This window comes from Salinarimonas ramus (assembly GCF_014645695.1).
GTDB classification, from domain to species: domain Bacteria; phylum Pseudomonadota; class Alphaproteobacteria; order Rhizobiales; family Beijerinckiaceae; genus Salinarimonas; species Salinarimonas ramus.
Genome location: NZ_BMMF01000007.1, coordinates 73,532 through 96,459 on the forward strand (window position 1 = coordinate 73,532; position 22,928 = coordinate 96,459).

Annotated in this window: 21 protein-coding genes; 15 read left to right on the forward strand and 6 right to left on the reverse strand. The window is 70.3% G+C overall.

Translation table 11 applies throughout. From position 1 onward, the window contains the following. Positions 1 to 23: 23 nt before the first annotated feature. Both IEX89_RS12865 and IEX89_RS12870 read right to left on the reverse strand, forming a co-directional pair. Positions 24 to 1,136, reverse strand: coding sequence for an efflux RND transporter periplasmic adaptor subunit (locus tag IEX89_RS12865; protein ID WP_188913586.1), 1,113 nt, complete (start codon positions 1,134 to 1,136; stop codon positions 24 to 26). A 9-nt stretch (positions 1,137 to 1,145) separates the two neighbouring features. Next, on the reverse strand, positions 1,146 to 1,844 hold the full coding sequence (locus IEX89_RS12870; RefSeq protein ID WP_188913588.1) for a TetR/AcrR family transcriptional regulator: 699 nt from the start codon (positions 1,842 to 1,844) through the stop codon (positions 1,146 to 1,148). A 335-nt stretch (positions 1,845 to 2,179) separates the two neighbouring features. Between IEX89_RS12870 and dctP the strand changes: the two genes are divergently transcribed. The 3 genes from dctP (at position 2,180) to IEX89_RS12885 (ending at position 5,122) form a co-directional block, all read left to right on the forward strand. Then, entirely contained in the window at positions 2,180 to 3,208 is a 1,029-nt protein-coding gene (gene dctP / locus IEX89_RS12875) for a TRAP transporter substrate-binding protein DctP (protein ID WP_188913591.1), read from the forward strand. A gap of 94 nt (positions 3,209 to 3,302) precedes the next feature. Then, positions 3,303 to 3,800, forward strand: coding sequence for a TRAP transporter small permease subunit (locus tag IEX89_RS12880; RefSeq protein ID WP_188913593.1), 498 nt, complete (start codon positions 3,303 to 3,305; stop codon positions 3,798 to 3,800). Then, positions 3,800 to 5,122 (forward strand): TRAP transporter large permease, encoded by a 1,323-nt coding sequence (locus tag IEX89_RS12885; protein ID WP_188913595.1) that lies wholly within the window; start codon positions 3,800 to 3,802, stop codon positions 5,120 to 5,122. The genes IEX89_RS12880 and IEX89_RS12885 overlap by 1 nt, the downstream gene beginning before the upstream one ends. A 72-nt stretch (positions 5,123 to 5,194) precedes the next feature. On the opposite strand, the gene gltA is transcribed toward IEX89_RS12885, so the two are convergent. The 3 genes from gltA to IEX89_RS12900 form a co-directional block, all read right to left on the reverse strand. Then, entirely contained in the window at positions 5,195 to 6,487 is a 1,293-nt protein-coding gene (gene gltA, locus IEX89_RS12890; protein WP_188913597.1) for a citrate synthase, read from the reverse strand. Positions 6,488 to 6,714: 227 nt separating this feature from the next. Continuing rightward, positions 6,715 to 8,139 carry a glutamate--tRNA ligase gene (gene gltX, locus IEX89_RS12895; RefSeq protein WP_188913599.1) on the reverse strand — a complete coding sequence of 475 codons (1,425 nt, stop codon included), beginning with the start codon at positions 8,137 to 8,139 and terminating at the stop codon, positions 6,715 to 6,717. A gap of 88 nt (positions 8,140 to 8,227) precedes the next feature. Then, positions 8,228 to 9,193 (reverse strand): nuclear transport factor 2 family protein, encoded by a 966-nt coding sequence (locus tag IEX89_RS12900; protein WP_188913601.1) that lies wholly within the window; start codon positions 9,191 to 9,193, stop codon positions 8,228 to 8,230. A 155-nt stretch (positions 9,194 to 9,348) separates the two neighbouring features. Between IEX89_RS12900 and IEX89_RS12905 the strand changes: the two genes are divergently transcribed. The 11 genes from IEX89_RS12905 to IEX89_RS12955 all read left to right on the forward strand — a co-directional run bounded on the left by IEX89_RS12905 (position 9,349) and on the right by IEX89_RS12955 (position 21,482). Then, positions 9,349 to 10,455 carry an ABC transporter ATP-binding protein gene (locus IEX89_RS12905; protein WP_188913603.1) on the forward strand — a complete coding sequence of 369 codons (1,107 nt, stop codon included), beginning with the start codon at positions 9,349 to 9,351 and terminating at the stop codon, positions 10,453 to 10,455. A gap of 46 nt (positions 10,456 to 10,501) precedes the next feature. Beyond that, a complete protein-coding gene (locus tag IEX89_RS12910) occupies positions 10,502 to 11,725 on the forward strand; it encodes an ABC transporter substrate-binding protein (RefSeq protein ID WP_188913611.1) in 1,224 nt (407 codons plus the stop codon). A 68-nt stretch (positions 11,726 to 11,793) separates the two neighbouring features. Continuing rightward, positions 11,794 to 12,822 (forward strand): carbohydrate ABC transporter permease, encoded by a 1,029-nt coding sequence (locus IEX89_RS12915; RefSeq protein ID WP_188913613.1) that lies wholly within the window; start codon positions 11,794 to 11,796, stop codon positions 12,820 to 12,822. 4 nt (positions 12,823 to 12,826) lie between these two features. Then, the gene (locus IEX89_RS12920) at positions 12,827 to 14,002 is read left to right on the forward strand and encodes a carbohydrate ABC transporter permease (RefSeq protein WP_188913615.1); all 1,176 of its coding nucleotides are present in this window, start codon (positions 12,827 to 12,829) and stop codon (positions 14,000 to 14,002) included. Positions 14,003 to 14,246: 244 nt separating this feature from the next. Then, entirely contained in the window at positions 14,247 to 15,554 is a 1,308-nt protein-coding gene (gene hisD / locus IEX89_RS12925; RefSeq protein ID WP_188913617.1) for a histidinol dehydrogenase, read from the forward strand. Beyond that, positions 15,551 to 16,351, forward strand: coding sequence for an SDR family NAD(P)-dependent oxidoreductase (locus tag IEX89_RS12930; protein WP_188913619.1), 801 nt, complete (start codon positions 15,551 to 15,553; stop codon positions 16,349 to 16,351). The genes hisD and IEX89_RS12930 overlap by 4 nt, the downstream gene beginning before the upstream one ends. Continuing rightward, positions 16,348 to 17,391, forward strand: a complete 1,044-nt coding sequence (locus IEX89_RS12935; protein WP_188913621.1) for a LacI family DNA-binding transcriptional regulator — start codon at positions 16,348 to 16,350, stop codon at positions 17,389 to 17,391. Before IEX89_RS12930 ends, IEX89_RS12935 begins: the two co-directional genes overlap by 4 nt. Positions 17,392 to 17,393: 2 nt before the next feature. Continuing rightward, positions 17,394 to 18,371 (forward strand): nuclear transport factor 2 family protein, encoded by a 978-nt coding sequence (locus tag IEX89_RS12940; protein WP_188913623.1) that lies wholly within the window; start codon positions 17,394 to 17,396, stop codon positions 18,369 to 18,371. 7 nt (positions 18,372 to 18,378) lie between these two features. Then, on the forward strand, positions 18,379 to 19,359 hold the full coding sequence (locus IEX89_RS12945; RefSeq protein ID WP_188913626.1) for a cupin domain-containing protein: 981 nt from the start codon (positions 18,379 to 18,381) through the stop codon (positions 19,357 to 19,359). Positions 19,360 to 19,529: 170 nt separating this feature from the next. Continuing rightward, positions 19,530 to 20,672: a cobalamin-independent methionine synthase II family protein gene (locus IEX89_RS12950; protein WP_188913628.1), complete on the forward strand. Its 1,143-nt coding sequence runs from the start codon at positions 19,530 to 19,532 to the stop codon at positions 20,670 to 20,672. 9 nt (positions 20,673 to 20,681) lie between these two features. Further along, entirely contained in the window at positions 20,682 to 21,482 is an 801-nt protein-coding gene (locus IEX89_RS12955; protein ID WP_244645362.1) for an alpha/beta fold hydrolase, read from the forward strand. On the opposite strand, the gene IEX89_RS12960 is transcribed toward IEX89_RS12955, so the two are convergent. Beyond that, the gene (locus IEX89_RS12960; RefSeq protein ID WP_188913630.1) at positions 21,408 to 22,382 is read right to left on the reverse strand and encodes a nucleotidyltransferase family protein; all 975 of its coding nucleotides are present in this window, start codon (positions 22,380 to 22,382) and stop codon (positions 21,408 to 21,410) included. The two genes, IEX89_RS12955 and IEX89_RS12960, sit on opposite strands and share 75 nt — an antisense overlap. A 337-nt stretch (positions 22,383 to 22,719) precedes the next feature. Between IEX89_RS12960 and IEX89_RS12965 the strand changes: the two genes are divergently transcribed. Then, positions 22,720 to 22,887: a lasso RiPP family leader peptide-containing protein gene (locus tag IEX89_RS12965; RefSeq protein ID WP_210317629.1), complete on the forward strand. Its 168-nt coding sequence runs from the start codon at positions 22,720 to 22,722 to the stop codon at positions 22,885 to 22,887. Positions 22,888 to 22,928: the final 41 nt, after the last annotated feature.

The window sequence follows — 22,928 nt, forward strand, 5'->3', positions numbered from 1 at the left end:
GAGGCGACGGCGCGAGCGCGCCGTCAGCGGCGCGCGGCGGCGACCGCGAAGGGGACGGGAGCCACGTGCTGGCCCTCGACCACGAAATCCTGGCCCTGGACGATGACGGCCGCACCGTCGGGCAGTCCTGAGACCCAGAGCGTCTCGCGCCCGTCCTCGACGATCGCCACCGGCGCGAAGGCGACCGTGTCCGCCGCGTCGACGAGGCGCACGCCGAGCTCGCCCGCGCTCGAGAAGGTGAGCGCGGAGCGCGGGATCTCCGCGGACGGCACCGCGGCCAGCGCCAGGGTCGCCTCGGCGGTGATGCCGTCGGCGATGGCGCCGTCGGCGTTGTCGATGCCGATCTCGACGCGATAGGTGCGCGTGCCCTCGGATGCCCGGTTCGAGACGAAGCGCACCTCGCCCGAGGCGGTCTGGCCCGTGACGAGCCTCACCGACGCGCGGTCGCCGACGTTCACGCCGCCGAGCTGGCGCTCGGCGATCTCGACGACGGCGAGCATCGGGTCGAGCGCGATGATCTCGGCCACCGGCTCGCCGACCTGCATCGCCTGGCCGAGCTCGGCCGGGACGGCGTCGACGACGCCGGCCAGCGGCGCGCGCACGAGGCCCCGATCGGCCTCGGCCTCGGCCTGCGCGAGCGCGGCCTCGGCGGTCTTGAGGTCGGCCTCGATCTCGGGGCGCTGGAGCGCGGGCAGCGTGCCGTTCTCGATGAGGCGCATGCGCGCCTCCGCCTCGGCGATGCGCTGCTCGAGCCGGGCGCGGGCCTCGATGACCTGCGCCTCGCGGGCCTCGTCCGAGAGAACGGCGACGACGTCGCCCTTCTCCACCTGCGTTCCGCGACGCACCGCGAGCTCGACGACGACGCCCTGCGTGCGGGTGACGGCGGAGGCGCGCCGGTCGGCACGGGTGAAGCCCGAGAGCGTGATGGTGCGGGCGTGGTCGACGAGGCCGACGCGGTGGACCGCGACGGAGAAGAGCGCCTCCTCGGGCGCTGCCGCCGGGGCGGCCTCCTCGGGGGCCGCGGCGATCGCCGACTTCGGCTCGCCGAGGATCGTCGTGACCACCGCCTGGCCGGACGCCACCCAGGCGACGGCGCCGATGATGATGGCGACGGATGCGATGCGTGAGGCGTTCATGGCTTGACCTCAGGAGACGGTGCCGGGCGTCGGCGCCGCGGCTGATGGTTCGGTCGAGTTCGTGTCGGTGACGGGGACATGCGGAGCGCCGGCCGCGCCGTCGATGGCGCCGTGAAGCACCGCGCCGATCAGCGCGAGCGCGCGCTCGATCTCGGACGACGGATCGAAGGTCTGGGATACCGCGCGGCGCACGAAAAGCCCATCGGCGATGGTGCCGACGGTGACCGCGAGCGCGCGCGGATGCGCCTTGGAGCGGATCGCGCCGCGAGCCTGAGCGAGGCCGAAGGCGCGCTCGAGGCCGCCGAGCATCTCGAGCTCGAAGGCGCGGGTGATCTCGGCGAAGACGGCGTTGCGCGTCGCCTCGGCCCAGATCTCGAGGCAGATGGCGGTGCGCGTCGGCGGCGCGTCGCGCAGGTGCTTCTCGCCGATGGCGCGGAAGCAGGCGACGAAGTCGTCGACCGCCTCGAGCTGGCGGAAGTCCTGCGCCACCTCCATGCGATCGCGCTCGCCGAGCGCGATGATCACCGCGTCCTTGTTGGCGAAATAGCGGTAGAGGTTGCCCACCGACATGCCCGCCTCGCCCGCGATGTCCTGCATCGTGGTGCGATGGAATCCGGTGCGGGCGAAGCAGGCCTCCGCCGCATCGAGGATGGCGACGCGCCGATCCTGCGCCGCGCCCGCCTGCATGCCGTGTCCCTGATCGTCCATCTGCCGGTCTCTCCGCGTCACCCGGTGCCCGCTCGCTCGGAGCGGAGGAGTGAATGAACGCTCATTCACTGCGGGTGAACGGTCGTTCATTTGCACCTGCCGCGACAGGCTGTCAAGCCTTCGAAGGCTGGTTGTGGGATTCTTTTGCTGCGCTGCGGCAGAAAGGCCGCGTTTTGTGAGCGCCACTCTCGGCTGCGATCCGTGCCGCTGGAAATGCACCGATGCAACACCATTAGGGCGAGCACAACACTAATCAAGCGTTGTTCGATCAAGGATTTCGTGGTGCGGTTCCGCATCGGGAAGCCCTGACCCACCCCGACCGGAGGACACCCGCCATGCGCGCCCGTCTCGCCGCCGCGGCAATGCTCGCCGCCGCCTGCGCCCTCGCCGCCCCCGCTCCCGCCGCGGCAGCGGAGGTCACCTGGAGGATGCAGACCTCCGCCGGTGCGGCGACGACCGAGCTCGACGCCCTCGTGCGCAACTTCGCCGATCGCGTGGCGGAGGCGTCCGACGGGCGCATGCGCATCGACGTCTTCCCGGCGGGGCAGCTGGTACCGACACCGGAGGTGGTGGAAGCCGTTCGCGCCGGTGCGCTGGAGCTCGGCCACACCTACCTCGTCTACTATGTGGGGCGCGAACCGGCGCTCTTCGGCATCAACGAGTGGGCAGCGGGCTACGACCCGCTCCAGGGCGTCGGCTGGTTCTACGACGGCGGCGGCGCCGAGCTGCTGCGCCCGGTCCTCGCCGAGCACGGCCTGCACTATCTCGGCGTCTCCCCTCTGCTCGGCGAGCAGCTCTGGTTCTCCGATCCGGTGGAGAGCCTCGATGCGCTGTCCGGCGTCAAGATCCGCTCCACCGGGCTCACCGCCGACGCCTTCTCGCGGCTGGGCGCGGCCATCGTCTCCATGCCGGCGGAGGAGATCTACACGGGCCTCCAGCGCGGCGTCATCGACGGCGCGGAGTTCACGAGCCTGCCGATCCATCACGGCCTCGGCTGGCAGGAAGTGGCACCCTACGTGGTGATGCCGCCCTTCACCGCCGGCGGCTCCTCCGACTGGATCGTCAATTCCGACGCCTGGGAGGCGCTGCCCGACGACCTCAAGGGTATCGTCGACGCCGCCCTGCGCGCCGCCGCCTTCGACTATTACCGCGCCGCGATCGCCGAGGAGGCGCGGCTCGTGCGCGACATGGAAGCCGGCGGCACGACCTTCCTCGCCTGGCCAGAGGAGGACATGCGCCGCATCGAGGCGACCCGCGTCGCCGTGATGAAGGAGGTCTACCTGCCCCGCTCGGAGGCCTTCGCCGCCGCGTTCGCCTCGCGCAACGACTACCTGAGATCGCTCGGTCACGACATCGTCGAGTGATCGACGCGGACACCGAGCGACCGACGGCCCGGCGTGCATGCCCCCTCCCCGCGCCGGGCCGTCGTCACCCACGCCAAGCGGACGAGGATCGACCATGCGGTTCGTGGAAGCGCTCTGCGCGCGCACCGGACGGCTCGCGAGCCTCCTCGTCCTGCCGATGATCGCCATCGTGCTCTTCGAGGTGAGCGCCCGCTACGCCTTCGGCGCGCCCACCATCTGGGCGGGCGAGCTCGTGCAGATCCTCTTCGGCGCCCTTTTCTTCCTGTGCGGTGCGGAAGCGCTCAAGGCCCGCGCCCACGTGCAGGTCGATCTCCTACACCAGGCGGTGGGGCCGCGGATGCGCGCAGGGCTCAACGGGTTCGCCCACCTCCTCGTCCTCGCCTATCTCCTCGTCCTCGGCTTCATCGTGCACGAGCGCGTGATCGAAGCCGTGGCCCGCCTCGAGCGCACGCGGACGCCGTGGGACCCGCCGATCTGGCCGTCTTGGGTCGTCGTCGCGCTCTCCATCGTCCTGATGGCGCTGCAGGCGCTCGCCATCGCGCTGCGCGAGCTGCGCACGGCGATGCGCGGCCCCGCCGAGCGGGCGCCGTGATGGACGGGGCGACGCTCACCCTCGTCCTCTTCGGGCTCCTGTTCGCGACCGTGCTGATCGGCGTGCCCATCGCCTTCGCGCTCGGCATCGTCGCCATCGTCGTGGGCTTCCTCGAATGGGGGCCGTTCTCGGCCTTCCTGCTGTCGAGCCAGGTCGCGGGCGCGCTCTTCAATCAGACGCTGATCGCGCTCCCCTTCTTCATGTTCATGGCGAGCGTGCTCGACCGCGCGGGGATCGCCGAGGATCTCTACGCCGCCATGCATCTGTGGATGGGCGCGCTGCGCGGCGGGCTCGCGGTCGGCACCGTGCTGGCCTGCGCGGGCATCGCGGCCATGTCCGGCGTCAGCGCGGTGGGCGTCATGGCGATGGGGCGGCTCGCGCTGCCCGCCATGCTGGGGCGCGGCTACGACAAGGGCATCGCGCTCGGCGTCATCCTCGCGGGCGGCGCGCTGGGGCAGCTCATCCCGCCGAGCCTCATCGCCATCGTCTACAGCGGGCTCGCGGGCGTCTCCATCGGGCAGATGTTCCTCGCCGGCATCGGGCCGGGGCTGCTCCTCACCACGCTCTTCTGCGTCTACGTCCTCGTGCGCGCAGGGCTCGATCCGCGGCTCGCGCCGGCGCTGCCGAAGGCGGAGCGCGCGGCGATCGGCCGGCGCGAGCGCCTCGTGGCGACACTGAAGGTCGCGCCCGCCATCCTCGTCGTCCTCGCCGTGCTGGGCTCGATGTTCGCGGGCCTCGCGAGCCCGACGGAGGCGGCGGCGGTGGGCGCCGCGACGAGCCTTCTCGTCGCCGTGCTCCAGCGGCGGCTGCGCCTCGCCGACCTCGCCACCATGTCGCTCGAGACCGGGCGGCAGACGGCCATGGTGATGTGGATCGCGATCAACGCGCTGCTCTTCGTCGCGGTCTATTCCGGCATCGGCGGCGAGGCGTTCATCCGCGGCCTCGTCGAGGGCCTCGCGCTGCCGCCCACGGCAATCGTCCTCGTGATGATGGCCATCGTCTTCGCGCTCGGCTTCGTCATGGACCCGATCGGAATCCTGTTCCTCACGATGCCGATCTTCATCCCCATCGTGGAGGCGATCGGCTTCGACCCGATCCTGTTCGGCGGGCTCGTCATCCTCAACCTGGAGATGGCCTACCTGACCCCGCCCTTCGGCTACAACCTGTTCTACCTCAAATCGGTCGCCCCGCCCTCGGTGACGCTCGCCGACCTCTACCGCGCCGCCCCGGCCTTCGTCGCCCTCCAGGCGCTTGGGCTCGCCATCTGCTGGCTCGTGCCGGAGATCGTGACGGGGCTGCCGCAGGCGGTGCTGGGTCGGTGAGATTGTGCCGTGAACGAGAAAAGGCGGGCCCGAAGCCCGCCTTTCCGGCATGTCGTCGCGCGATGCGCGCGATCAACCGCGCTGGGCGATCGGCGTGTAGTCGCGCTTGGGCTCGCCGACATAGAGCTGGCGCGGGCGGCCGATGCGCTGGGACGGATCCTCGATCATCTCCTTCCACTGGGCGATCCAGCCGACCGTGCGGGCCACCGCGAAGAGCACGGTGAACATGGTCGTGGGGAAGCCCATGGCCTTGAGCGTGATGCCCGAGTAGAAGTCGATGTTCGGGTAGAGCTTCTTCTCGACGAAATACTCGTCGCGAAGCGCGATCTGCTCGAGCTCCATCGCGACCTCGAGGAGCGGATCGTCCTTGATGCCGAGCTCGCTCAGGACCTCGTGCGTCGTCTTCTGCATGATCTTGGCGCGCGGGTCGTAGTTCTTGTAGACCCGGTGGCCGAAGCCCATGAGGCGGAAGGGGTCGTTCTTGTCCTTCGCGCGGGCGACGAACTCGGGGATGCGGTCGGGCGTGCCGATCTCCTCGAGCATCTTCAGCGCCGCCTCGTTGGCGCCGCCGTGGGCGGGCCCCCAGAGGCAGGCCACGCCCGCGGCGATGCAGGCGAAGGGGTTCGCGCCCGAGGAGCCCGCGAGGCGCACCGTCGAGGTCGAGGCGTTCTGCTCGTGATCGGCGTGGAGGATGAAGATGCGATCGAGCGCGCGCGAGAGGATCGGGTTGACCTGATACTCCTCGCAGGGCACCGCGAAGCACATGCGCAGGAAGTTCGACGCGTAGTCGAGCTCGTTCTTCGGGTACACGAAGGGCTGGCCGATCGAGTACTTGAACGCCATCGCCGCCAGCGTCGGGATCTTCGCGATCATCCGCATGGAGGCGATCATGCGCTGCTGCGCGTCCGAGATGTCGGTCGAGTCGTGATAGAACGCCGACATGGCGCCGACCGAGCCGACCATGATCGCCATCGGGTGGGCGTCGCGGCGGAAGCCCATGAAGAAGCGCTGCATCTGCTCGTGGACCATCGTGTGACGGGTCACGCGATAGTCGAAGTCGGCCTTCTGGGCCGCCGTCGGCAACTCCCCGTAGAGGAGCAGGTAGCAGGTCTCGAGGAAGTCGCCGTGCTCGGCGAGCTGCTCGATGGGGAAGCCGCGGTAGAGGAGCGTGCCCTCGTCGCCGTCGATGTAGGTGATGCTCGATTCGCACGACGCGGTGGAAGTGAAGCCGGGGTCGTAGGTGAACGCCCCGGTCTGCGCGTAGAGCTTCGAGATGTCGACGACGCTCGGCCCGATCGTCCCGGCTTTGACCGGGAACTCGACCCCCTTGCCGTCGATCTGCAGGGTGCTCGTGTTGCTGCTCATGCGCAAGGCCCTTTCATGCTGAGCGCCTGCCGGAGCGTGCCCGCGGGAGCGCGGCCGTGCAAGCGCCCGGCGCGGTGCGGACCCTCTCCGACGGCTGTCGCTGACGCGAAGGTGGGGACGGGTTAACCGATCCAATTCCCCGGTTCAAGCACGCCTTAAGGTGAGGCTCGCGACCGATCGTGCGGAAAGCCCGCGGAATTCGGCTCCGAATCGGTGTTTTTCCCTATTCAGGTATGGGCCTGATCACCCAGCCGGGCGAGGGTCTCCTCCCGGCCCAGCACGGCCATGACGTCGAAGAGCGGGGGCGAGGTCGTGCGCCCGGTGAGCGCCGCGCGCAGGGGCTGGGCCACCTGCCCGAGCTTCACGCCCGCCTCCTCCGCATAGGCGCGCACCGCCTCCTCCGTCGCCTGCGGATCGAACGTGTCGAGCATTGCCAGCCGCTCGCGCACGCCTGCTATGCGCGCGCGGGCGCCCTCGTCGAGGAGCTTGGCGGCCTTCTCGTCGAGGGCGAGCGGACGCGCGGCCCACAGGAAGGACGCGGAATCCAGCAGCTCGACGAGCGTGCGCGCGCGCTCCTTGAGCCCGGGCATCGCCGCGATCAACTTTTCGCGAACGTCCGGTGCGAAGGCGGTGCCGACGCCCTGCGCCGGGCCGATCTCGGGGAGGATCGTCTCCAGCGCCTCGACGAGGCGCGCGTCCTCGCTGTGGCGCATGTAATGGCCGTTGAGCGCCTCGAGCTTGACGAAGTCGAAGCGCGCCGCCGAGCGCCCGATGCTCTCGAGGTCGAAGGCCGCGATCATCTCGTCGGTCGAGAAGATCTCCTGGTCGCCGTGGGCCCAGCCGAGCCGCACGAGGTAATTGCGCAGCGCCTCCGGCAGGTAGCCCATGGCCCGGTAGGCGTCGACGCCGAGCGCCCCGTGGCGCTTGGAGAGCTTGGCGCCGTCGGGCCCGTGGATGAGCGGGATGTGCGCCATCACCGGCACGTCCCAGCCCAGCGCATGGTAGATCTGGCTCTGGCGCGCGGCGTTGGTGAGGTGGTCGTCGCCGCGCACGATGTGGGTGACGCCCATGTCGTGGTCGTCGACGACGACGGCGAGCATGTAGGTGGGATTGCCGTCCGAGCGCAGGAGGACGAGGTCGTCGAGCTCCTTGTTCGACCAGGTGACCTTGCCCTGCACCTGGTCGTCGACCACCGTCTCGCCCTCGAGCGGCGCCTTGAAGCGCACGACGGGCTTCACGCCCTCGGGTGCCTCGGAGGGATCGCGGTCGCGCCAGCGGCCGTCGTAGCGCATGGGACGCTTCTCGGCCTTGGCCTTCTCGCGCATCTCGGCGAGCTCGTCCTGGCTCGCGTAGCAATAGTAGGCTTTGCCCTCGGCGAGCAGCTGGAGCGCCACCTCGCGATGGCGCTCGGCGCGCGCGAACTGGTGCACGGCCTCGCCGTCCCAGTCGAGGCCGAGCCAGGTCAGGCCGTCGAGGATCGCGGCGATGGCGTCGTCCGTCGAGCGCTCGCGATCGGTGTCCTCGATGCGCAGCAGCATCTTGCCGCCGTGCCGGCGGGCGAGGAGCCAGTTGAACAGGGCGGTGCGCGCCCCGCCGATGTGGAGGAAGCCCGTCGGAGACGGCGCGAAGCGGGTGACGATCGTGTCGCTCATCGGACGAGGACGCCTTCCTTGGCTCACATGTGCCTGATCGGGCGCCTCTCTAGAGCATTTCGCGCGAGGGCGAAACCGGCCGGCCCCTTCAGACGAGCCGCACGCCCATCTGCGCGAACAGGTCGCCGAAGTCGAGGAGGACCCAGTTCTCGCGGATCGAGCCCGCCTCGCAACGCCAGAAGTCCATCACGCGTAACGTCAGCGCCCGCCCCGTCGCCGGCACGCCGAGATAGGGGCCGGCATGCGTCATCGTCATCGACGGCCAGCCGCCGGAGCAGACGTAATCGCCGTCGCCGAAGCGGCAGAAATGGTTGCCGCCGACCCGGTCCGGGAAGGCCGTGAGGAAGGGGATGCGGTGGTCGCGCTGGAAGCCCGGATAGGTGAAGTTCGCGCCGATGCCGCCGGGGCCGTACCAGAGCATCTGGCGGTGCCAATAGCCCATCTGCCCCTGCGATTCGTAGCTCTCCGGGTCGAAGGCGCGCAGGTCGCGCAGCATCGCCTCCACGAGCTCGGCGGAGGCCTGCGAGCGCTCGGGATGCTCGGGCATCACGCCGTCATGCGTCGCCGGACCGGGAAACAGCATCTCCGTGCCGAGCATCGCCGGGAGCGGCATGGCGCCGGACTGGCGCATGAGGTCGACGAGGTCGAACAGGATCGTCGCCTCGACGATGGTTTCGCCGTCCATCCGGTACATCTCGCCGGCGCGCAGGAAGACGAGCTTGCCGCTCGGCGTCACCCGGGCGAAGGGGCGCTCGAAATTGCCGACGTGGTGGGTGAGCGCGGTGACGAAGTCCCCCTCCCCCATCCGCGTCGTGCCGGCGATGAAGATCTCGTCCCGGCGCATGCCGCCGGGCAGAGCCCGCCGCAGCGGCAGGAGGAAGCCCTCCAGGAACGCCTCGACGCCGACGAGGTCGCCGATCGGATAGGCGCAGCGCACCCGCACGTCGGGGGCGAAACGCTGGGTGAGCAAGGCGTGGAGCTCCGTCTCGGGAGTGACGATCAGGGCGTGCAGGAACGAATGTGTCGCGCGGCGGACGGCGGAGGTGTCGAACATGTTGCACCGAGGGGCGGGAGGGTCGCAAAAAATGCTTGCCAAGGGGAAAGGACGCCGTCAATCTCGTTTTGCATAGGTATGCAAACCAGAGAGCCAACGGGCCGTCAGAGCCCGCGGACGAGCGCCCGAGCAGGGCCCCCCGGGAGAGCGCGAACATGGCCGAGGTGCGCCTCGAGCACGTCACGAAGCGGTGGGGCGCCTTCGTCGGCGTCGCCGACTTCGACCTCACCATCGCCGATCGCGAGTTCCTCGTGCTGCTCGGGCCCTCGGGCTGCGGCAAGACCACGACGATGCGCATGATCGCGGGCCTCGAGGACGCGACGTCGGGCTCGATCTACATCGGCGATCGGCGGGTGAACGACCTCGACCCCAAGGATCGCGACGTGGCGATGGTGTTCCAGAGCTACGGGCTCTACCCGAACATGAACGTCTACGAGAACATCCGCTTCCCCTTGAAGGTGCGCAAGGTGCCCGCCTCCGAGCACGACGAGCGGGTGCGGCGCGCCTCCGCGATGGTCGAGCTCGACGCCTTCCTCCACAGGAAGCCCGCGGAGCTCTCCGGCGGCCAGCGCCAGCGGGTGGCGCTCGCCCGCGCCATCGTGCGCGAGCCGACCGTGTTCCTCATGGACGAGCCGCTGTCGAACCTCGACGCGAAGCTGCGCGTCTCCACGCGCGCGCAGATCAAGAACCTCCAGCACGAGCTGAAGGTGACGACGATCTACGTCACCCACGACCAGATCGAGGCGATGACGCTCGCCGACCGCGTCGTGGTGATGAACAAGGGCGTCATCCAGCAGGTGGGCACGCCCACCGAGATCTACGACGACCCGGCCAACACGTTCGTGGCGGGCTTCATCGGCTCGCCGGCCATGAACCTGATGGAGGGCAAAGTCGAGCGCGGCGTCTTCGTGGGGCAGAACGTGCGCGTGCCCGGCGTCTCCACCAAGGAGGGCCCGGCGACCCTGGGCTTTCGCGCCGAGGACGCCTCCCTCGTCATGGAGGGCGCGGGCGAGCGGCCCGGCGAGATCGTCGCGCCGATCTACACGCTGGAGCTGCTCGGCGACGCCACCATGATCACGGTGCGCGCCGGCGGGGCGCTCGTCTCGGTGAAGGCGCACAAGGATTACAGGGCCGAGATCGGGGACATGGTGGGCATCCGCCTCGCCCCCGAGCTCTGCCATCTCTTCGACGCCGAGAGCGGCGCGCGGCTCACGCCGGCGCGCGCGGCCGGCGGCGTCCGGGCGGTCGCCGCCGCCCGCTGAGGGCTCGACCGGCGAAAAGAAACCAACGGGGAACGAGGACCATCGGATGAAGACAAGCCATCTCGCGCTCGCCGCCGCGCTGTCGCTCGCGGCCGGACCCGCCCTCGCCCAGGGCGAGTGCGCATTCACCACGGACATGGAGATCAAGCATCTCTCCGCCGCCTTCCCGGCCTGGGTGGCGGTCACCGACGCCATGAAGGAATGCGCGCCCAACCTCGTGGTCGAGCTCGACCAGGAGTTCCGGCAGAAGCAGCCCACCGCCTTCGCAGCGGAGCCCTCGCTCTACCATATCGGCGGCGTCGCCAACGGCACGCTGACCCCGCTCCTCAACGACGGCACGATCCGGCCGCTCGACGCCTATGTCGAGCAGTACGGGCAGGATCTCTCGCCCAACCAGCTCATCCGCATCGACGGGCGCATCATGGCCATCGCCATGATGGTGAACACGCAGCACCTGATGTACCGCACCGACATTTTCGAGGAGCTCGGCCTCGAGGTGCCCACCACCTACGCCGAGGTGCTCGAGGCGGCCGAGGCGATCCGGGCCGCCGGCGTCGTGGAGTACCCGATCGGCGCGACCATGGCGTCGGGCTGGGACCTCGCCCAGGATTTCGTCAACATGTATGCGGGCTTCGGCGGCGAGTTCTTCGACGAGAGCGGCATGACGCTCATCGACTCGGAAGCCGGCGTCAAGGCGCTCGAGACGATGAAGGCGCTCACCGAGTACATGGACCCCGAGTTCCTGGTGTCGAACTCGACCTACGTCCAGCAGCAGTTCCAGCAGGGCAAGATCGCCATGGCCAACCTGTGGGCGACGCGCGCGTCGGCCATGGACGACGCGGCCGAGAGCCAGGTCGTCGGCAAGGTCGGCATGGCCCCCGCCCCGCTCGCCGAGGCGGGCGCACGCCCGGCCACGACGATCTGGTGGGACGGCATCGTCATCGCCGCCAACGTGCCCGACGAGGAGGCCGAGGCGGCCTTCCGCCTCGCCATGGAAGGCCTCTCGCCGCGCACCGTCGCCGAGCACAACGACGACGCCGTCTGGCTCGTCCCCGGCTACGAGCCGGGCCCCATGGCCACCGGCGCCATCGAGACCGCGATGATGGGCCCCGTGGCCTATCCCTCCTCGGTGGAGATGGGCCTCCTGCACACGGCGATCGGCAACAACATCGCCGACTTCCTCACCGGCCAGGAGAGCGCCGAGCAGTCGCTCGCCGACGCCAAGGACGCCTACACCGCCGCCGCCCGCGAGGCCGGCGTCCTGCAGTGATCGCATGCCGGCGGCGGCCACGCGCCGCCGCCGGCTCCTTCGACGGACGAGATCAGGGAGGGACCGGGATGAGGCCGCGCACGTTCTTCGCCTTCGTCGGGCCGTCCCTCGTCCTGATGATCCTCTTCATCGCGATCCCGCTCGTGTCGGTCTTCCTGCAGAGCTTCTGGCAGACGCAGACCGTGTTCGAGCGCGTCGAGATCGAGAACTGCACGCCGGGCTTCCCGGCGCCGAACTGCACGACGCAGACCGTCACCCGACCGCTCCTCGACGAATCCGGCCGCACCGTCACCGAGACGATCTACGTCGGCCTCGACGCCTACCGCGCCGTGGTCCAGCCGGAGGCCGTCGCCGCCGCCTTCGCCGCGGGCGAGGATTTCTGGTCGCGCCTGTCGAACATCGACTTCTGGAAGGCGCTGCGCTTCACGCTCACCTTCACGCTGATCACGCTGCCCCTCGTCGTCGGGCTCGGCCTCGCCATCGCGCTCGCGGTCAACGCCGCGCTGCGCTCGCTACGTGGGCCGATCATCTTCGTCTCGCTCCTGCCCTTCATCGTCACGCCCGTCATCGGCGCGCTCTCCATCCGCTGGCTCTTCATCGGCGACGGCATCCTCACCAATGCGCTCGAGGCGATGACGGGGACGCAGATCTTCATGTTCGCCCAAGGGTGGACGATCGAGATCCTGATGCTGACCTACCGCGTCTGGCACGTGGCGCCCTTCGCCTTCGTGGTGTTCTACGCCGGCCTGCAGACCGTGAACCAGGACACGCTCGAGAGCGCGGTCATCGACGGCGCCTCGCGCTTCGAGCGCCTGCGCTACGTCGTGATCCCGCACCTGATGCCGCTCATCGTCTTCGTCTCGCTGATCCACCTGATGGACGCCTATCGCGTCTTCGAGGAGGTGATCGGCTTCTCGAGCCAGGCGCATCGCATCTCGCTGCAATTCCTCACCTACGACTTCCTGATGCCCGACGATTCGGGCAACCGCTCCATCTCCCGCGCCTCCGCCTCCTCGATGCTGACGATGATCGGGATCGTGATCCTGCTCGTCCCGCTCCTGATGCGGACGTGGCGCGACTACAAGCCGAGGGGATGAGGCCATGATGAGCGCCAAGACCGTCCAGCCGTCGGCGCCGCTGCGCTGGACCATCGGTCTCTTCCTCGCGACCTGGTGCCTGATCGCGGCCTTCCCGCTGTTCTGGATCGCGGTGATGAGCTTCAAGCTCCCCGTCGACGCGTTCTCGGCCAATCCGCTGACCGTGATCTTCGGGCCGCAGACCCGCGCCGCCGGCCAGGGGCTGTCGCTGCTCGACCTGGCGCTGGGGCTCGCGACCCTCGCCGCGCTCTACGTTGTCGCGGCGAAGAAGCTCGGCGGCTGGGTCGAGCGCGTGGCGGGAGAGACCTGGCTGCCGCTGGGCTGGGTCGTCGGCGGCCTTCTCTACGGCGCCGTCGCGGCGGGCGTCCTCGTCGTGCTCCTGCCGGCGGTCGCGGGCGGGCTCGAGGCGGTGGTGCGCCCGATCCCGCTCGTCGGCCTCCTCGCCGAGCCGGCCATCGGCCTGACGCTCGAGCATTACGCCAACATCTGGTTCGAGCAGGAATTCTACCGCAATTTCATCAACTCGCTCGTCGTCACGGCGGGCGTGGTGACGATCTCGCTGACCGTCGGCACGCTCGCCGGCTACGCGTTGGCGCGCACGCGCTCCTCGCTCGCCTTCTGGCTCCTGATCTCGGCGCTGATCTTCCGGGCGCTGCCGCATTCGGTGCTGGTGTCGGGCTACCTGCCGCCCTTCATCAACTCGGCCGAGATCCTCGAACCGTTCCTGGGCGACGCGGCGCCGACGCTCTACGGCCAGCCCTGGGCGGTCATCCTCGTGCTCGTGGCGATCAACCAGCCTTTCACGATCTGGATGCTGCGCTCGTTCTTCGCCAACATCCCGGCCGAACTCGACGAGGCGGCGCGGGTGGACGGCTGCACCCATTTCGGCGCGTTCCGCCGCGTGATCATGCCGGTGATGTGGCCGGGCGTGATCACGACGGGGCTGTTCTCCTTCCTGCTCGCCTACAACGACTTCCTCGTGACGTCGCTGCTGCTCGACGCGCAGAACCAGACCATGGTCCCGGCCATCGCGAGCTTCTTCAACCGCGAGACGACGACGACCGACCAGGTCCGCGCGGTGGCCGCCGCCGTCTCGATCACGGCGCCGCTCTTCCTCCTGGTAATCGTTTTCCAGCGCCAGATCGTCTCGGGCCTCACCGCGGGAGCGGTGAAGGGATGAGCGGGCGCACTCACCTGCTCTCCTTCCCTGTAGGGGAAGGTGGCTCGGCGAAGCCGAGACGGATGGGGCGCGAAGCGTTCGGCGCAGCCGAAATCGGGCGCGACCGCCGGCCGCCGTCGAGCCGCTCCCGCTTCGCGGAACGCGTCGCTGCGCGCCGCGCCCCATCCGTCACCGCGCTGCGCGCGGCGCCACCTTCCCCTACAGGGATGGAGGAACGAGGCGATCCTTCAACTCAGGTGATCCCATGGCCGAATTTCTGAAGACCGCCCGCACGGAGGCCGAGCGCGCCGAGGACGATGCGCGCGTGCGCGCCACCGTCGAAGGCATCCTCGCCGACATTCAAGCCCGCGGCGACGCCGCCGTGCGCGAGCTCTCCGCCAGGTTCGACCGCTACGAGCCCGCCGCCTTCCGCCTCACGCAAGCCGAGATCGAGGCGGCGATCGCGCAGGTCGCGCCCCGCGACCTGGAGGACATCCGCTTCGCTCAGGCGCAGATCCGGCGCTTCGCGGAGGCCCAGCGCGCCACGATGCAGGATCTGGAGGTGGAGACGCGGCCCGGCGTGATCCTCGGCCACAAGCACGTCCCCGTCCAGGCGGTGGGCTGCTACGTGCCCGGCGGCAAGTACCCGATGGTCGCCTCCGCCCACATGTCCGTGCTCACCGCCTCGGTGGCCGGCTGCAAGCGCATCGTCGCGGCCGCACCCCCTGTCGACGGCAAGCCGCATCCGGCGATCGTCGCGGCCATGCACATGGCGGGCGCGACCGAGATCCTGTGCCTCGGCGGCGTCCAGGCGGTGGGCGCCATGGCGCTCGGTACCGAGAGCATCGCGCCGGTGGACATGCTGGTCGGGCCCGGCAACGCCTTCGTGGCGGAAGCCAAGCGCCAGCTCTTCGGGCGGGTCGGCATCGACCTCTTCGCGGGACCGACGGAGACCCTCGTCATCGCCGACGACACCGTCGACGGCGAGATCGTCGCCACCGACCTGCTGGGCCAGGCCGAGCACGGCCCGACCTCGCCTGCGGTGCTGATCACCAATTCCCGCAAGCTCGCCATGGAGACGCTGGCGGAGGTGGAGCGGCTCCTCGGCATCCTCCCCACCGCCGACATCGCCCGCGCCTCCTGGGCCGATTACGGCGAGGTGATCCTCTGCGAGAGCTACGAGGAGATGCTCTCGGAAGCCGAGCGGATCGCCTCCGAGCACGTCCAGGTGATGACGGACCGCGACGACTGGTTCCTCGAGCACATGACCGCCTACGGCGCGCTCTTCCTCGGCCCGCGCACCAACGTCGCCAACGGCGACAAGGTGATCGGCACGAACCACACGCTGCCCACCAAGCGCGCCGGGCGCTACACGGGCGGGCTGTGGGTCGGCAAGTTCCTCAAGACGCACACCTACCAGAAGGTCACCACGGACGAAGCCGCCGCCGAGATCGGCGCCTATTGCTCGCGCCTGTGCATGCTGGAAGGGTTCGTCGGCCATGCCGAGCAGGCGAACGTGCGCGTTCGCCGCTACGGTCGGCGCAACGTGCCTTACGGAACGGCAGCGGAATGAGCGACGCGCGGGTCCCTTCGGCTGCCGCTGCTCCCGCGAGCGACGCGCTGCCGCGCACGCCGAGCTTCCGGCTCGACGGCAAGCGCGCACTCGTGGCCGGCGCCTCGCGCGGCATCGGGCTCGCCTGCGCGGCGGCGCTGGCGGAGGCGGGGGCCGAGTGCGTGCTCGCTGCGCGGGACCCGAGGGCGCTGGAGGAGGCCGTCGCCGCGATCCGCGAGGCGGGCGGCAGCGCGCGCGCCCTGCCGCTCGACGTCGCGGACGTGGCTGCGATGCGCGCGGCGGTGGAGCGCGAAGGGCCCTTCGACATCCTGGTCAACGCCGCCGGCATGGCCCGCCACGGCCCCGCGCTGGAGACGCGAGAGGACGATTTCGACGCGGTGATGAACGTCAACCTCCGCGGCACCTACTTCCTGACGCAGGCCGTCGCCCGCGGTATGGTAGCCGGCGGCTCGATCGTCACGATCTCGAGCCAGATGGGGCTCGTGGGCGGTGTCGACCGGGCGGTCTACTGCGCCTCGAAACACGCGGTGGAAGGCATGACGAAGGCAATGGCGATCGAATGGGGGCCGCGCGGCATCCGCGTGAACACGGTGTGCCCCACCTTCATCCGCACCCCGCTCACGGAGGCGACCTTCGCCGACCCGGAGCGGCTGGCGTGGATCCGGTCGAAGATCAAGCTCCCGCGAGTCGGCGTCCCGCAGGACGTGATGGGCGCCGTCGTGTTCCTCGCGAGCGACGCGGCGGCGATGATCACGGGCTCCGCGCTCGTGGTCGACGGCGGGTGGACGGCCGGATGACGAAGCCGCAGCCCAATTCCATGGACGTCGCGCGCCGGGCGGGTGTATCCCAGTCCGCCGTGAGCCGCACGTTCACGCCGGGCGCGTCGGTATCGGAATCGACCCGCGCCAAGGTGCTCGCCGCCGCGGAGGAGCTCGGCTACCGGCCGAACGTGCTCGCCCGCTCGCTGATCACCGGGCGCTCGCACATCGTCGCTCTCGTCGTCGCCTATCTCGACAACCAGTTCTATCCGGTGGCCTTGGAGAAGTTCTCCAAGGCCTTCCAGGCGCTGGGCTACCACGTCCTCGTCTTCATGGCCTCGAACGCCGACGAGGACGTGGAGAACGTGCTGGAGGGGCTGCTCGACTACCAGGTCGACGGCGTGATCATGGCCTCCGTCTCGATCTCGAACCGCCTCGCCGAGCGCTGCGAGAGCGCCGGCGTGCCGGTCGTGCTCTTCAACCGGCGCCAGGACGACGAGCGGCTCTCCGCCGTCACCTCGGACAACGTCGCGGGCGGCGCGCGGGTGGCGGACCACCTCGTCGCCTGCGGCCATCGGCGGATCGCGCACGTGTCGGGCTGGTCGGGCTCGTCCACGGGGCGGGACCGCCGCAACGGCTTCGTCGACCGCCTCGCCGCGCACGGCATCGAGCCGGTGGCGATCCTCGACGGCATGTACGACCGCGACGTCGCCGCAGCCGCCACGCGCACGCTCTTCTCGGGCGAGGCCGCGAGCCGGCCGGACGCGATCTTCGTGGGCTCGGACCACATGGCCTTCGCGGTGATGGACACGCTGCGCTTCGAGCTCGGCCTGCGCATCCCCGACGACGTCGCCGTGGTCGGCTACGACGACGTGCCCATGGCCGGCTGGCCCGCCTACGACCTGACGACGGTTCACCAGCCGGCCGACGGCATGGTGGACGCCACCGTCGAGACCCTGATGGCGCGCATCGCCGACAAGACGATCGCGCCCCGCATCCTGCGCATCGACGGCCCGCTCGTCGTGCGCGGCTCCACCCGGCCGCACCCGGATCCCACCGGCGGCCATTCGCGAGACTGACGATGAAGGGCTTCGATCCCCGCTGGCGCGACTTTCCCCACTACATCCTCGGCATCACCGAGGAGATCTGGGAAGGCCGCGCCATCCACACCCTGCGCGAGACGTATGCGCCCGACATCCCCGTGCGTGCCCCCGCCGGGCTCGTCGTCGGCAACGAGACCGTGATCGGCGCCACGATGGCGACGCTCGCGGAGTTCCCGGACCGCACGCTTCTCGGTGAGGACGTGATCTGGTGCGGGGACGACGAGGCGGGCTACCTCTCCTCCCACCGCATCCTCTCCACGGCGACGCACGCGCGCGACGGCGTCTACGGCCGCGCCACCGGCCGAACGCTGCGCTACCGGATCATCGCGGACTGCGCGGCGAAAGCGAACGTGATCTACGACGAGTGGATCATCCGCGACCAGGGCGCCATCGTGCGCCAGCTCGGGATCGACCCGCAGGACTACGCCCGCGACCAGATCGCGGCGGAAGGCGGTCCCGAGCGCGCGCGCCGTCCGCTCTCGCCCGCCACCGACGCCCCGCCGAAATACGTCGGGCGTGGCAACGACGACGAGTGGGGCCGGCGCTACGCGGACGTGCTCTCGCGCATCATGAACGCCGAGGTCTCGGCGATCGCGACGGCCTACGACCGCGGCTGCCAGCTCGAGCTGCCCGGCGGCGTCACGGGCCACGGCCGCCCGGCGGCGGACACGTTCTGGCTCGGCCTGCGCGCCGCCATGCCGTCGGCCACCTTCACCATCGAGCACGTGATCGGCCGCGCCGATCCGATGATGCCGCCGCGGGCTGCGCTGCGCTGGTCGCTCCACGGCCGCCACGACGGCTGGGGCGCCTTCGGGCGACCGACGGGGGCGGAGGTCTACGTCATGGGCCTCTCCCACGCCGAGATCGGCCCCGCCGGCATCCGCCGCGAATGGGTCCTCTTCGACGAGACCGCGATCTGGAAGCAGATCCTCCTCCACACCGGCCAGGTCGGATAAGAAAACCATGGAAACGCTCACGCTCTCTCCCTCCGAGATGGAGGCGCGCATCGTGCGCTACGGCGCGCTGGTGCCGTGCCGCACCGCCTTCATCGACGCCCACACGCCCGGCTCCGACCAGAAGGAGAACTTCACCATCATCGGTGGAGGCGTCTCCGAGAGCCCGGATCAGCACGTCCACATCAAGGAGACGCCGGGCTTCAACATCGGCGCCGCCGGCCAGCCGCCGAAGTGCCGCAACTCGCTGCACTCCCACCGCACGGCGGAGGTGTTCTTCGTGCTCAAGGGCCGCTGGCGCTTCTTCTGGGGGCGCTGGGGCAATGCGGGCGAGGTGGTGCTGGAGGAAGGCGACATCTTCGACATCCCCACCGGCATCTTCCGCGGCTTCGAGAACATCGGCACCGACTACGGGATGATCATGGCCATCCTCGGCGGCGACGACGCCGGCGGCGGCGTGATCTGGGCGCCGCAGGTGATCGAGGACGCGCGCGAGCACGGCCTGGTGCTCGCCGAGACCGGCAAGCTCTACGACACGAAGAAGGGCCAGCGCCTGCCCGATGGCGTGAAGCCCATGCCGCTCCTCACGGACGAGGAGCTGAAGGCCTTCCCCGAGCTGCCGCCCTCCGCCGTCGTGCGCGACTACGTCGCCCGCTACTGGGACCTGATGGCGCTCGCCAAGCACGAGCCCGCGCGGGTGATCGGCGAGAGCGCGCTCCTGAAGGACCGCCCGGGCTTCGAGGTCGAGCTCCTCGCCCGCGGCTCGATCCCGGAGGACGCCTACGTCACCGACCGGCACGAGGTGCTGATGGTCATGCGCGGCCATTGGCGGCTCGCGTGGTCGGGCGGCGAGACCGTGCTCGCGCCGGGCGACACCTGCGCCGTCCCGCCGGGCCTGTCGCGCGCGCTGGCGCCGTCCATGTCGGGCGAGGCGAGCCTCTACCGCGTGCGCAACACCGACGACCCCGCCGGCCCGACCAGGCGGGGGTGACATTGTCCACACCTCCCCGCGGGGAGGTCGACGGCCGCGGGCCGGACGGGTGGGGGCGAGCGCCGTTCGACCCTTTCGCCCCCACCCGTCCGCTTCGCGGACTCCCTCCCTGCGGGGCTTCACCGGCGCAGCGCGCTTCCCCAGCCCTATCGAGAAAGGACACGGCCCCCATGACCCTCGACGTCACCCATGTCGGCTCGCTGCCCCGCTCCCAGGCGGTGGTGGACCAGCTCTTCGCGCGCGAGCGCGGCGAGGCCTGGGACCGGGCCACGTTCGACGCCACCATGCGCGCGGCGGTCTCCGAGACGGTGCGTCGGCAGGTGGAGGCGGGGGTGACGATCGTCTCCGACGGCGAGACCTCGAAGATCTCCTATGCCACCTACGTCAAGGACCGTTACGAGGGCTTCGCCGGCGACAGCCCGCGCAACGCGCCCGCCGACCTGAAGCTGTACCCGACCTTCCTCGAGCGCCTCGCCAAGTCCGGCGGCACGCCGACCTACGCGCGCCCGCAATGCGTCGGTCCGGTGCGCTCCAAGGGCCAGGGCGAGCTGGAGACGGACATCGCCCACCTGAAGGCGGCCATGGCCGAGCACGGCGCCGAGCGCGGCTTCATGAACGCCGCCTCGCCCGGCGTGATCTCGCTCTTCCTGCAGAACGCGTACTATCCCAGCCGCGAGGCCTATCTCGCGGCGCTCGCCGACGTGATGAAGGCGGAATACGAGACCATCGTCGCCGCCGGCCTCGACCTGCAGCTCGACTGCCCGGACCTCGCGCTCTCGCGCCACATGCTCTTCACGGACCTCTCCGACGAGGAGTTCGTGAAGGTGGCGCAGACCCATGTCGACGCTCTCAACCATGCGCTGTCGGATGTGCCCAAGGAGCGGGTGCGCGTCCACATCTGCTGGGGCAATTACGAGGGCCCGCACGTCTGCGACATCGCCATGGACAAGGTCTTCTCGACGTTGATGTCGGTGAAGGCGCGCTACGTGCTGTTCGAGACCTCGAACCCGCGCCACGCCCACGAATGGACCGTATTCCGCGACCGCGCGCGGGAGATCCCCGACGACGTCGTGCTCGTGCCCGGCGTCGTCGACACCACGACGAACTTCGTCGAGCATCCGGAAGTCGTCGCCCAGCGGCTCGAGCGCTTCATCCCCGTCGTCGGGGCCGAGCGCGTGATCGCGGGCTCGGATTGCGGCTTCGGCACCTTCGCGGGCTTCGGCGCCGTCGATCCCGAGATCGCCTTCGCCAAGCTCCGCGCGCTGGCGGACGGCGCCGCACTCGCCGGCGCCCGCGCCGCCGCACCCGCCTGAGGCCCCGCCGTGCTCGCCCATCCCCCGCTCCTCCTCGTCCCCGGCATGATGTGCGACGCGCGGCTCTTCGCGCCGCAGATCGCCGCCTTCTCGGCACGCCGCGGCGTGCAGGTCGCGACCACCGCCCACGGCGAGACCGTCGAGGCGCTCGCCGCCGCCATCCTCGCCGACGCGCCCCCGCTCTTCGCGCTGGCGGGACTCTCCATGGGCGGCATCGTCGCCATGGAGATCGTGCGCCGTGCGCCCGGCCGCGTCGCCGGGCTCGCGCTCCTCGACACCAACCCCATGGCGGAGACGCCCGAGACCGCCGCGCGGCGCGAGCCGCAGATCGAGCGGGTGCGCGCCGGCAATCTCGCCGGGGTGGTCCGCGAGGAGCTCGCTCCGCTCTACGTCGAGCCGGATGCGCCGGCGGCTCAGGCGATCCGGGAGCTGTGCGTGGCGATGGCGCAGGCGCTCGGCCCCGCCACCTTCGAGCGTCAGTCGCGGGCGTTGCAGCGCCGGCCGGACCAGCGCGAGACCCTACGCGGCGTGCGCGTTCCCACCCTCGTGCTCTGCGGCGCGCAGGACCGGCTCTGCCCGCTCGATCGCCACACGCTCATGGCGGAGCTCGTCCCAGACGCGGAACTCGTCGTCCTGCAGGGCACGGGGCATCTGCCGACGATCGAGGCGCCCGAGGCCACGAACGCGGCGCTCGACGGCTGGCTCGCACGTGTCGACGTCGCCGCCTCGCGTCCTTCACGCAGGGCGTTCCAGGCGCTTGCGAACGGCTTCCGCAGCGAAGGCGCGCGCGGCCTCCCGCAGGAAGCGTAGGGGCGCGCGCCCGCACAGGGCGTAGAGCAGCCGCCTGCGGCGCGGGGCGTCGGCGCCTGCCATCCAAGGCGCGACCACCATGCGGACGAGGGTCTCCTCGTCGATGAAGCCGAGCGGGTCCGCACCGGGGCTTTCGCGCTCGAGAAGCCGTGCCGCCAGCGCGCGGGCGGCGGCGAGGGTCTCCGCGAGCCCCTGATGCGCCGCGGCCGCCTCGAGCGCGCGCGCCTCCTGCGGATCCAGCCGCGCGAGGGCGCGGCGCAGGTCGGCGACATGGTCGAGGCAGGGCTCGCGGGCGAGCAGCGCCTTCACGACGTTGAGGGCCACGACGAGGCAGGTGTCGACGGCGGAGAGCGTCGGCACCGCCCTCCCCTCAACCGTCACGGGACGGACGTTCGCGAGGAGCCGCTCGGGGTCGCGCAGGCCCGGGCTGCCGGGGCGGTGGAGTGCGTGGTGGAGGTCGATCGTCGGCGCGCCCGCCGGGCCGTCGAAATGCTGCTCCCCGAGATGCCCGACCCACCAGCGCGCGAGCCGCGCGTCCGACGTGCGGTAGCCGAGGCTCTCGACGATCGCCGCGGCCCGGGCGCGGTCCACGGGCGCCACGAGCACGTCGACGTCGGCGCTCGCCTTCAGCATGGGCGAGCCGTGGAGCAGCATCTGCTGGATCGGCCCCTTGAACAGGGCGTGCGGAATCCCGCCAGCGGAAAGGGCGTCCGTGACGCGCACGGCGGTGGCGAGGCAGGCGCGATTGATGGCGAGCGTGCGCAGCCGATAGGCGTCGAGCTGCGCCATGGCCACCGGTACCTCCGTGCGCAGATCGTCGCGCACGGCGTCGAGCGCGTGCAGCACCTTGTTGCGCCGCGCGAGGTCCAGCAGTGCCGGCGCCCGCGCATCTGCAACCATCGCATGCGGCCTCGGAGAAGCAACGAGGGCGATCAGCGCATGCGGTTCACAAGACTTCAGATCGATCGGCGTCGTGCGGCTGACTCTTCTGCTCATGGGCTTCTCGTGGGGCTTCCGTTTCATTCGCGACGGCGGCGAAGCTGAGGCTATACGGGCGTTGCCTTAGTATTCGGCCAATCACCAGATAACTTATGTTGTATTTTCGAGACTTAGGAACGATTCTCGCAGGCGACTGTTCCGGATGGCGTCGTGTGCGGACGAAAGCGGTCGTGCATGTCGGGTGGGCGGCCGCTCGCTTCCCACTTCCCGTAGCAAAGAAGATAGGAAAGGACCTCTCATGCAGAACGTCTTCATGAAGGCCGACACCGAGAAGCTCGCCTACGAGACCCCGGAGCTCGAGGTCATGGGTACGCTCGAAGAGATCACCCACGGTAACTCGACCGGGTCGAACCTGGATGCGGACTTCCAATCCGGTGCATCGTTCGACGATCTCACCTTCTCCTGATCGGCGGCATACGCCGAAAACGGCCGGCGGCGGGCCTTCCC

Coding starts and splice junctions, on each gene's coding strand:
- IEX89_RS12865 (WP_188913586.1), bottom strand. CDS start 1,136: ATGAACGCCTCACGCATCGCATCCGTCGCCATCATCATCGGCGCCGTC.
- IEX89_RS12870 (WP_188913588.1), bottom strand. CDS start 1,844: ATGGACGATCAGGGACACGGCATGCAGGCGGGCGCGGCGCAGGATCGG.
- dctP (WP_188913591.1), top strand. CDS start 2,180: ATGCGCGCCCGTCTCGCCGCCGCGGCAATGCTCGCCGCCGCCTGCGCC.
- IEX89_RS12880 (WP_188913593.1), top strand. CDS start 3,303: ATGCGGTTCGTGGAAGCGCTCTGCGCGCGCACCGGACGGCTCGCGAGC.
- IEX89_RS12885 (WP_188913595.1), top strand. CDS start 3,800: ATGGACGGGGCGACGCTCACCCTCGTCCTCTTCGGGCTCCTGTTCGCG.
- gltA (WP_188913597.1), bottom strand. CDS start 6,487: ATGAGCAGCAACACGAGCACCCTGCAGATCGACGGCAAGGGGGTCGAG.
- gltX (WP_188913599.1), bottom strand. CDS start 8,139: ATGAGCGACACGATCGTCACCCGCTTCGCGCCGTCTCCGACGGGCTTC.
- IEX89_RS12900 (WP_188913601.1), bottom strand. CDS start 9,193: ATGTTCGACACCTCCGCCGTCCGCCGCGCGACACATTCGTTCCTGCAC.
- IEX89_RS12905 (WP_188913603.1), top strand. CDS start 9,349: ATGGCCGAGGTGCGCCTCGAGCACGTCACGAAGCGGTGGGGCGCCTTC.
- IEX89_RS12910 (WP_188913611.1), top strand. CDS start 10,502: ATGAAGACAAGCCATCTCGCGCTCGCCGCCGCGCTGTCGCTCGCGGCC.
- IEX89_RS12915 (WP_188913613.1), top strand. CDS start 11,794: ATGAGGCCGCGCACGTTCTTCGCCTTCGTCGGGCCGTCCCTCGTCCTG.
- IEX89_RS12920 (WP_188913615.1), top strand. CDS start 12,827: ATGATGAGCGCCAAGACCGTCCAGCCGTCGGCGCCGCTGCGCTGGACC.
- hisD (WP_188913617.1), top strand. CDS start 14,247: ATGGCCGAATTTCTGAAGACCGCCCGCACGGAGGCCGAGCGCGCCGAG.
- IEX89_RS12930 (WP_188913619.1), top strand. CDS start 15,551: ATGAGCGACGCGCGGGTCCCTTCGGCTGCCGCTGCTCCCGCGAGCGAC.
- IEX89_RS12935 (WP_188913621.1), top strand. CDS start 16,348: ATGACGAAGCCGCAGCCCAATTCCATGGACGTCGCGCGCCGGGCGGGT.
- IEX89_RS12940 (WP_188913623.1), top strand. CDS start 17,394: ATGAAGGGCTTCGATCCCCGCTGGCGCGACTTTCCCCACTACATCCTC.
- IEX89_RS12945 (WP_188913626.1), top strand. CDS start 18,379: ATGGAAACGCTCACGCTCTCTCCCTCCGAGATGGAGGCGCGCATCGTG.
- IEX89_RS12950 (WP_188913628.1), top strand. CDS start 19,530: ATGACCCTCGACGTCACCCATGTCGGCTCGCTGCCCCGCTCCCAGGCG.
- IEX89_RS12960 (WP_188913630.1), bottom strand. CDS start 22,382: ATGGTTGCAGATGCGCGGGCGCCGGCACTGCTGGACCTCGCGCGGCGC.
- IEX89_RS12965 (WP_210317629.1), top strand. CDS start 22,720: ATGCAGAACGTCTTCATGAAGGCCGACACCGAGAAGCTCGCCTACGAG.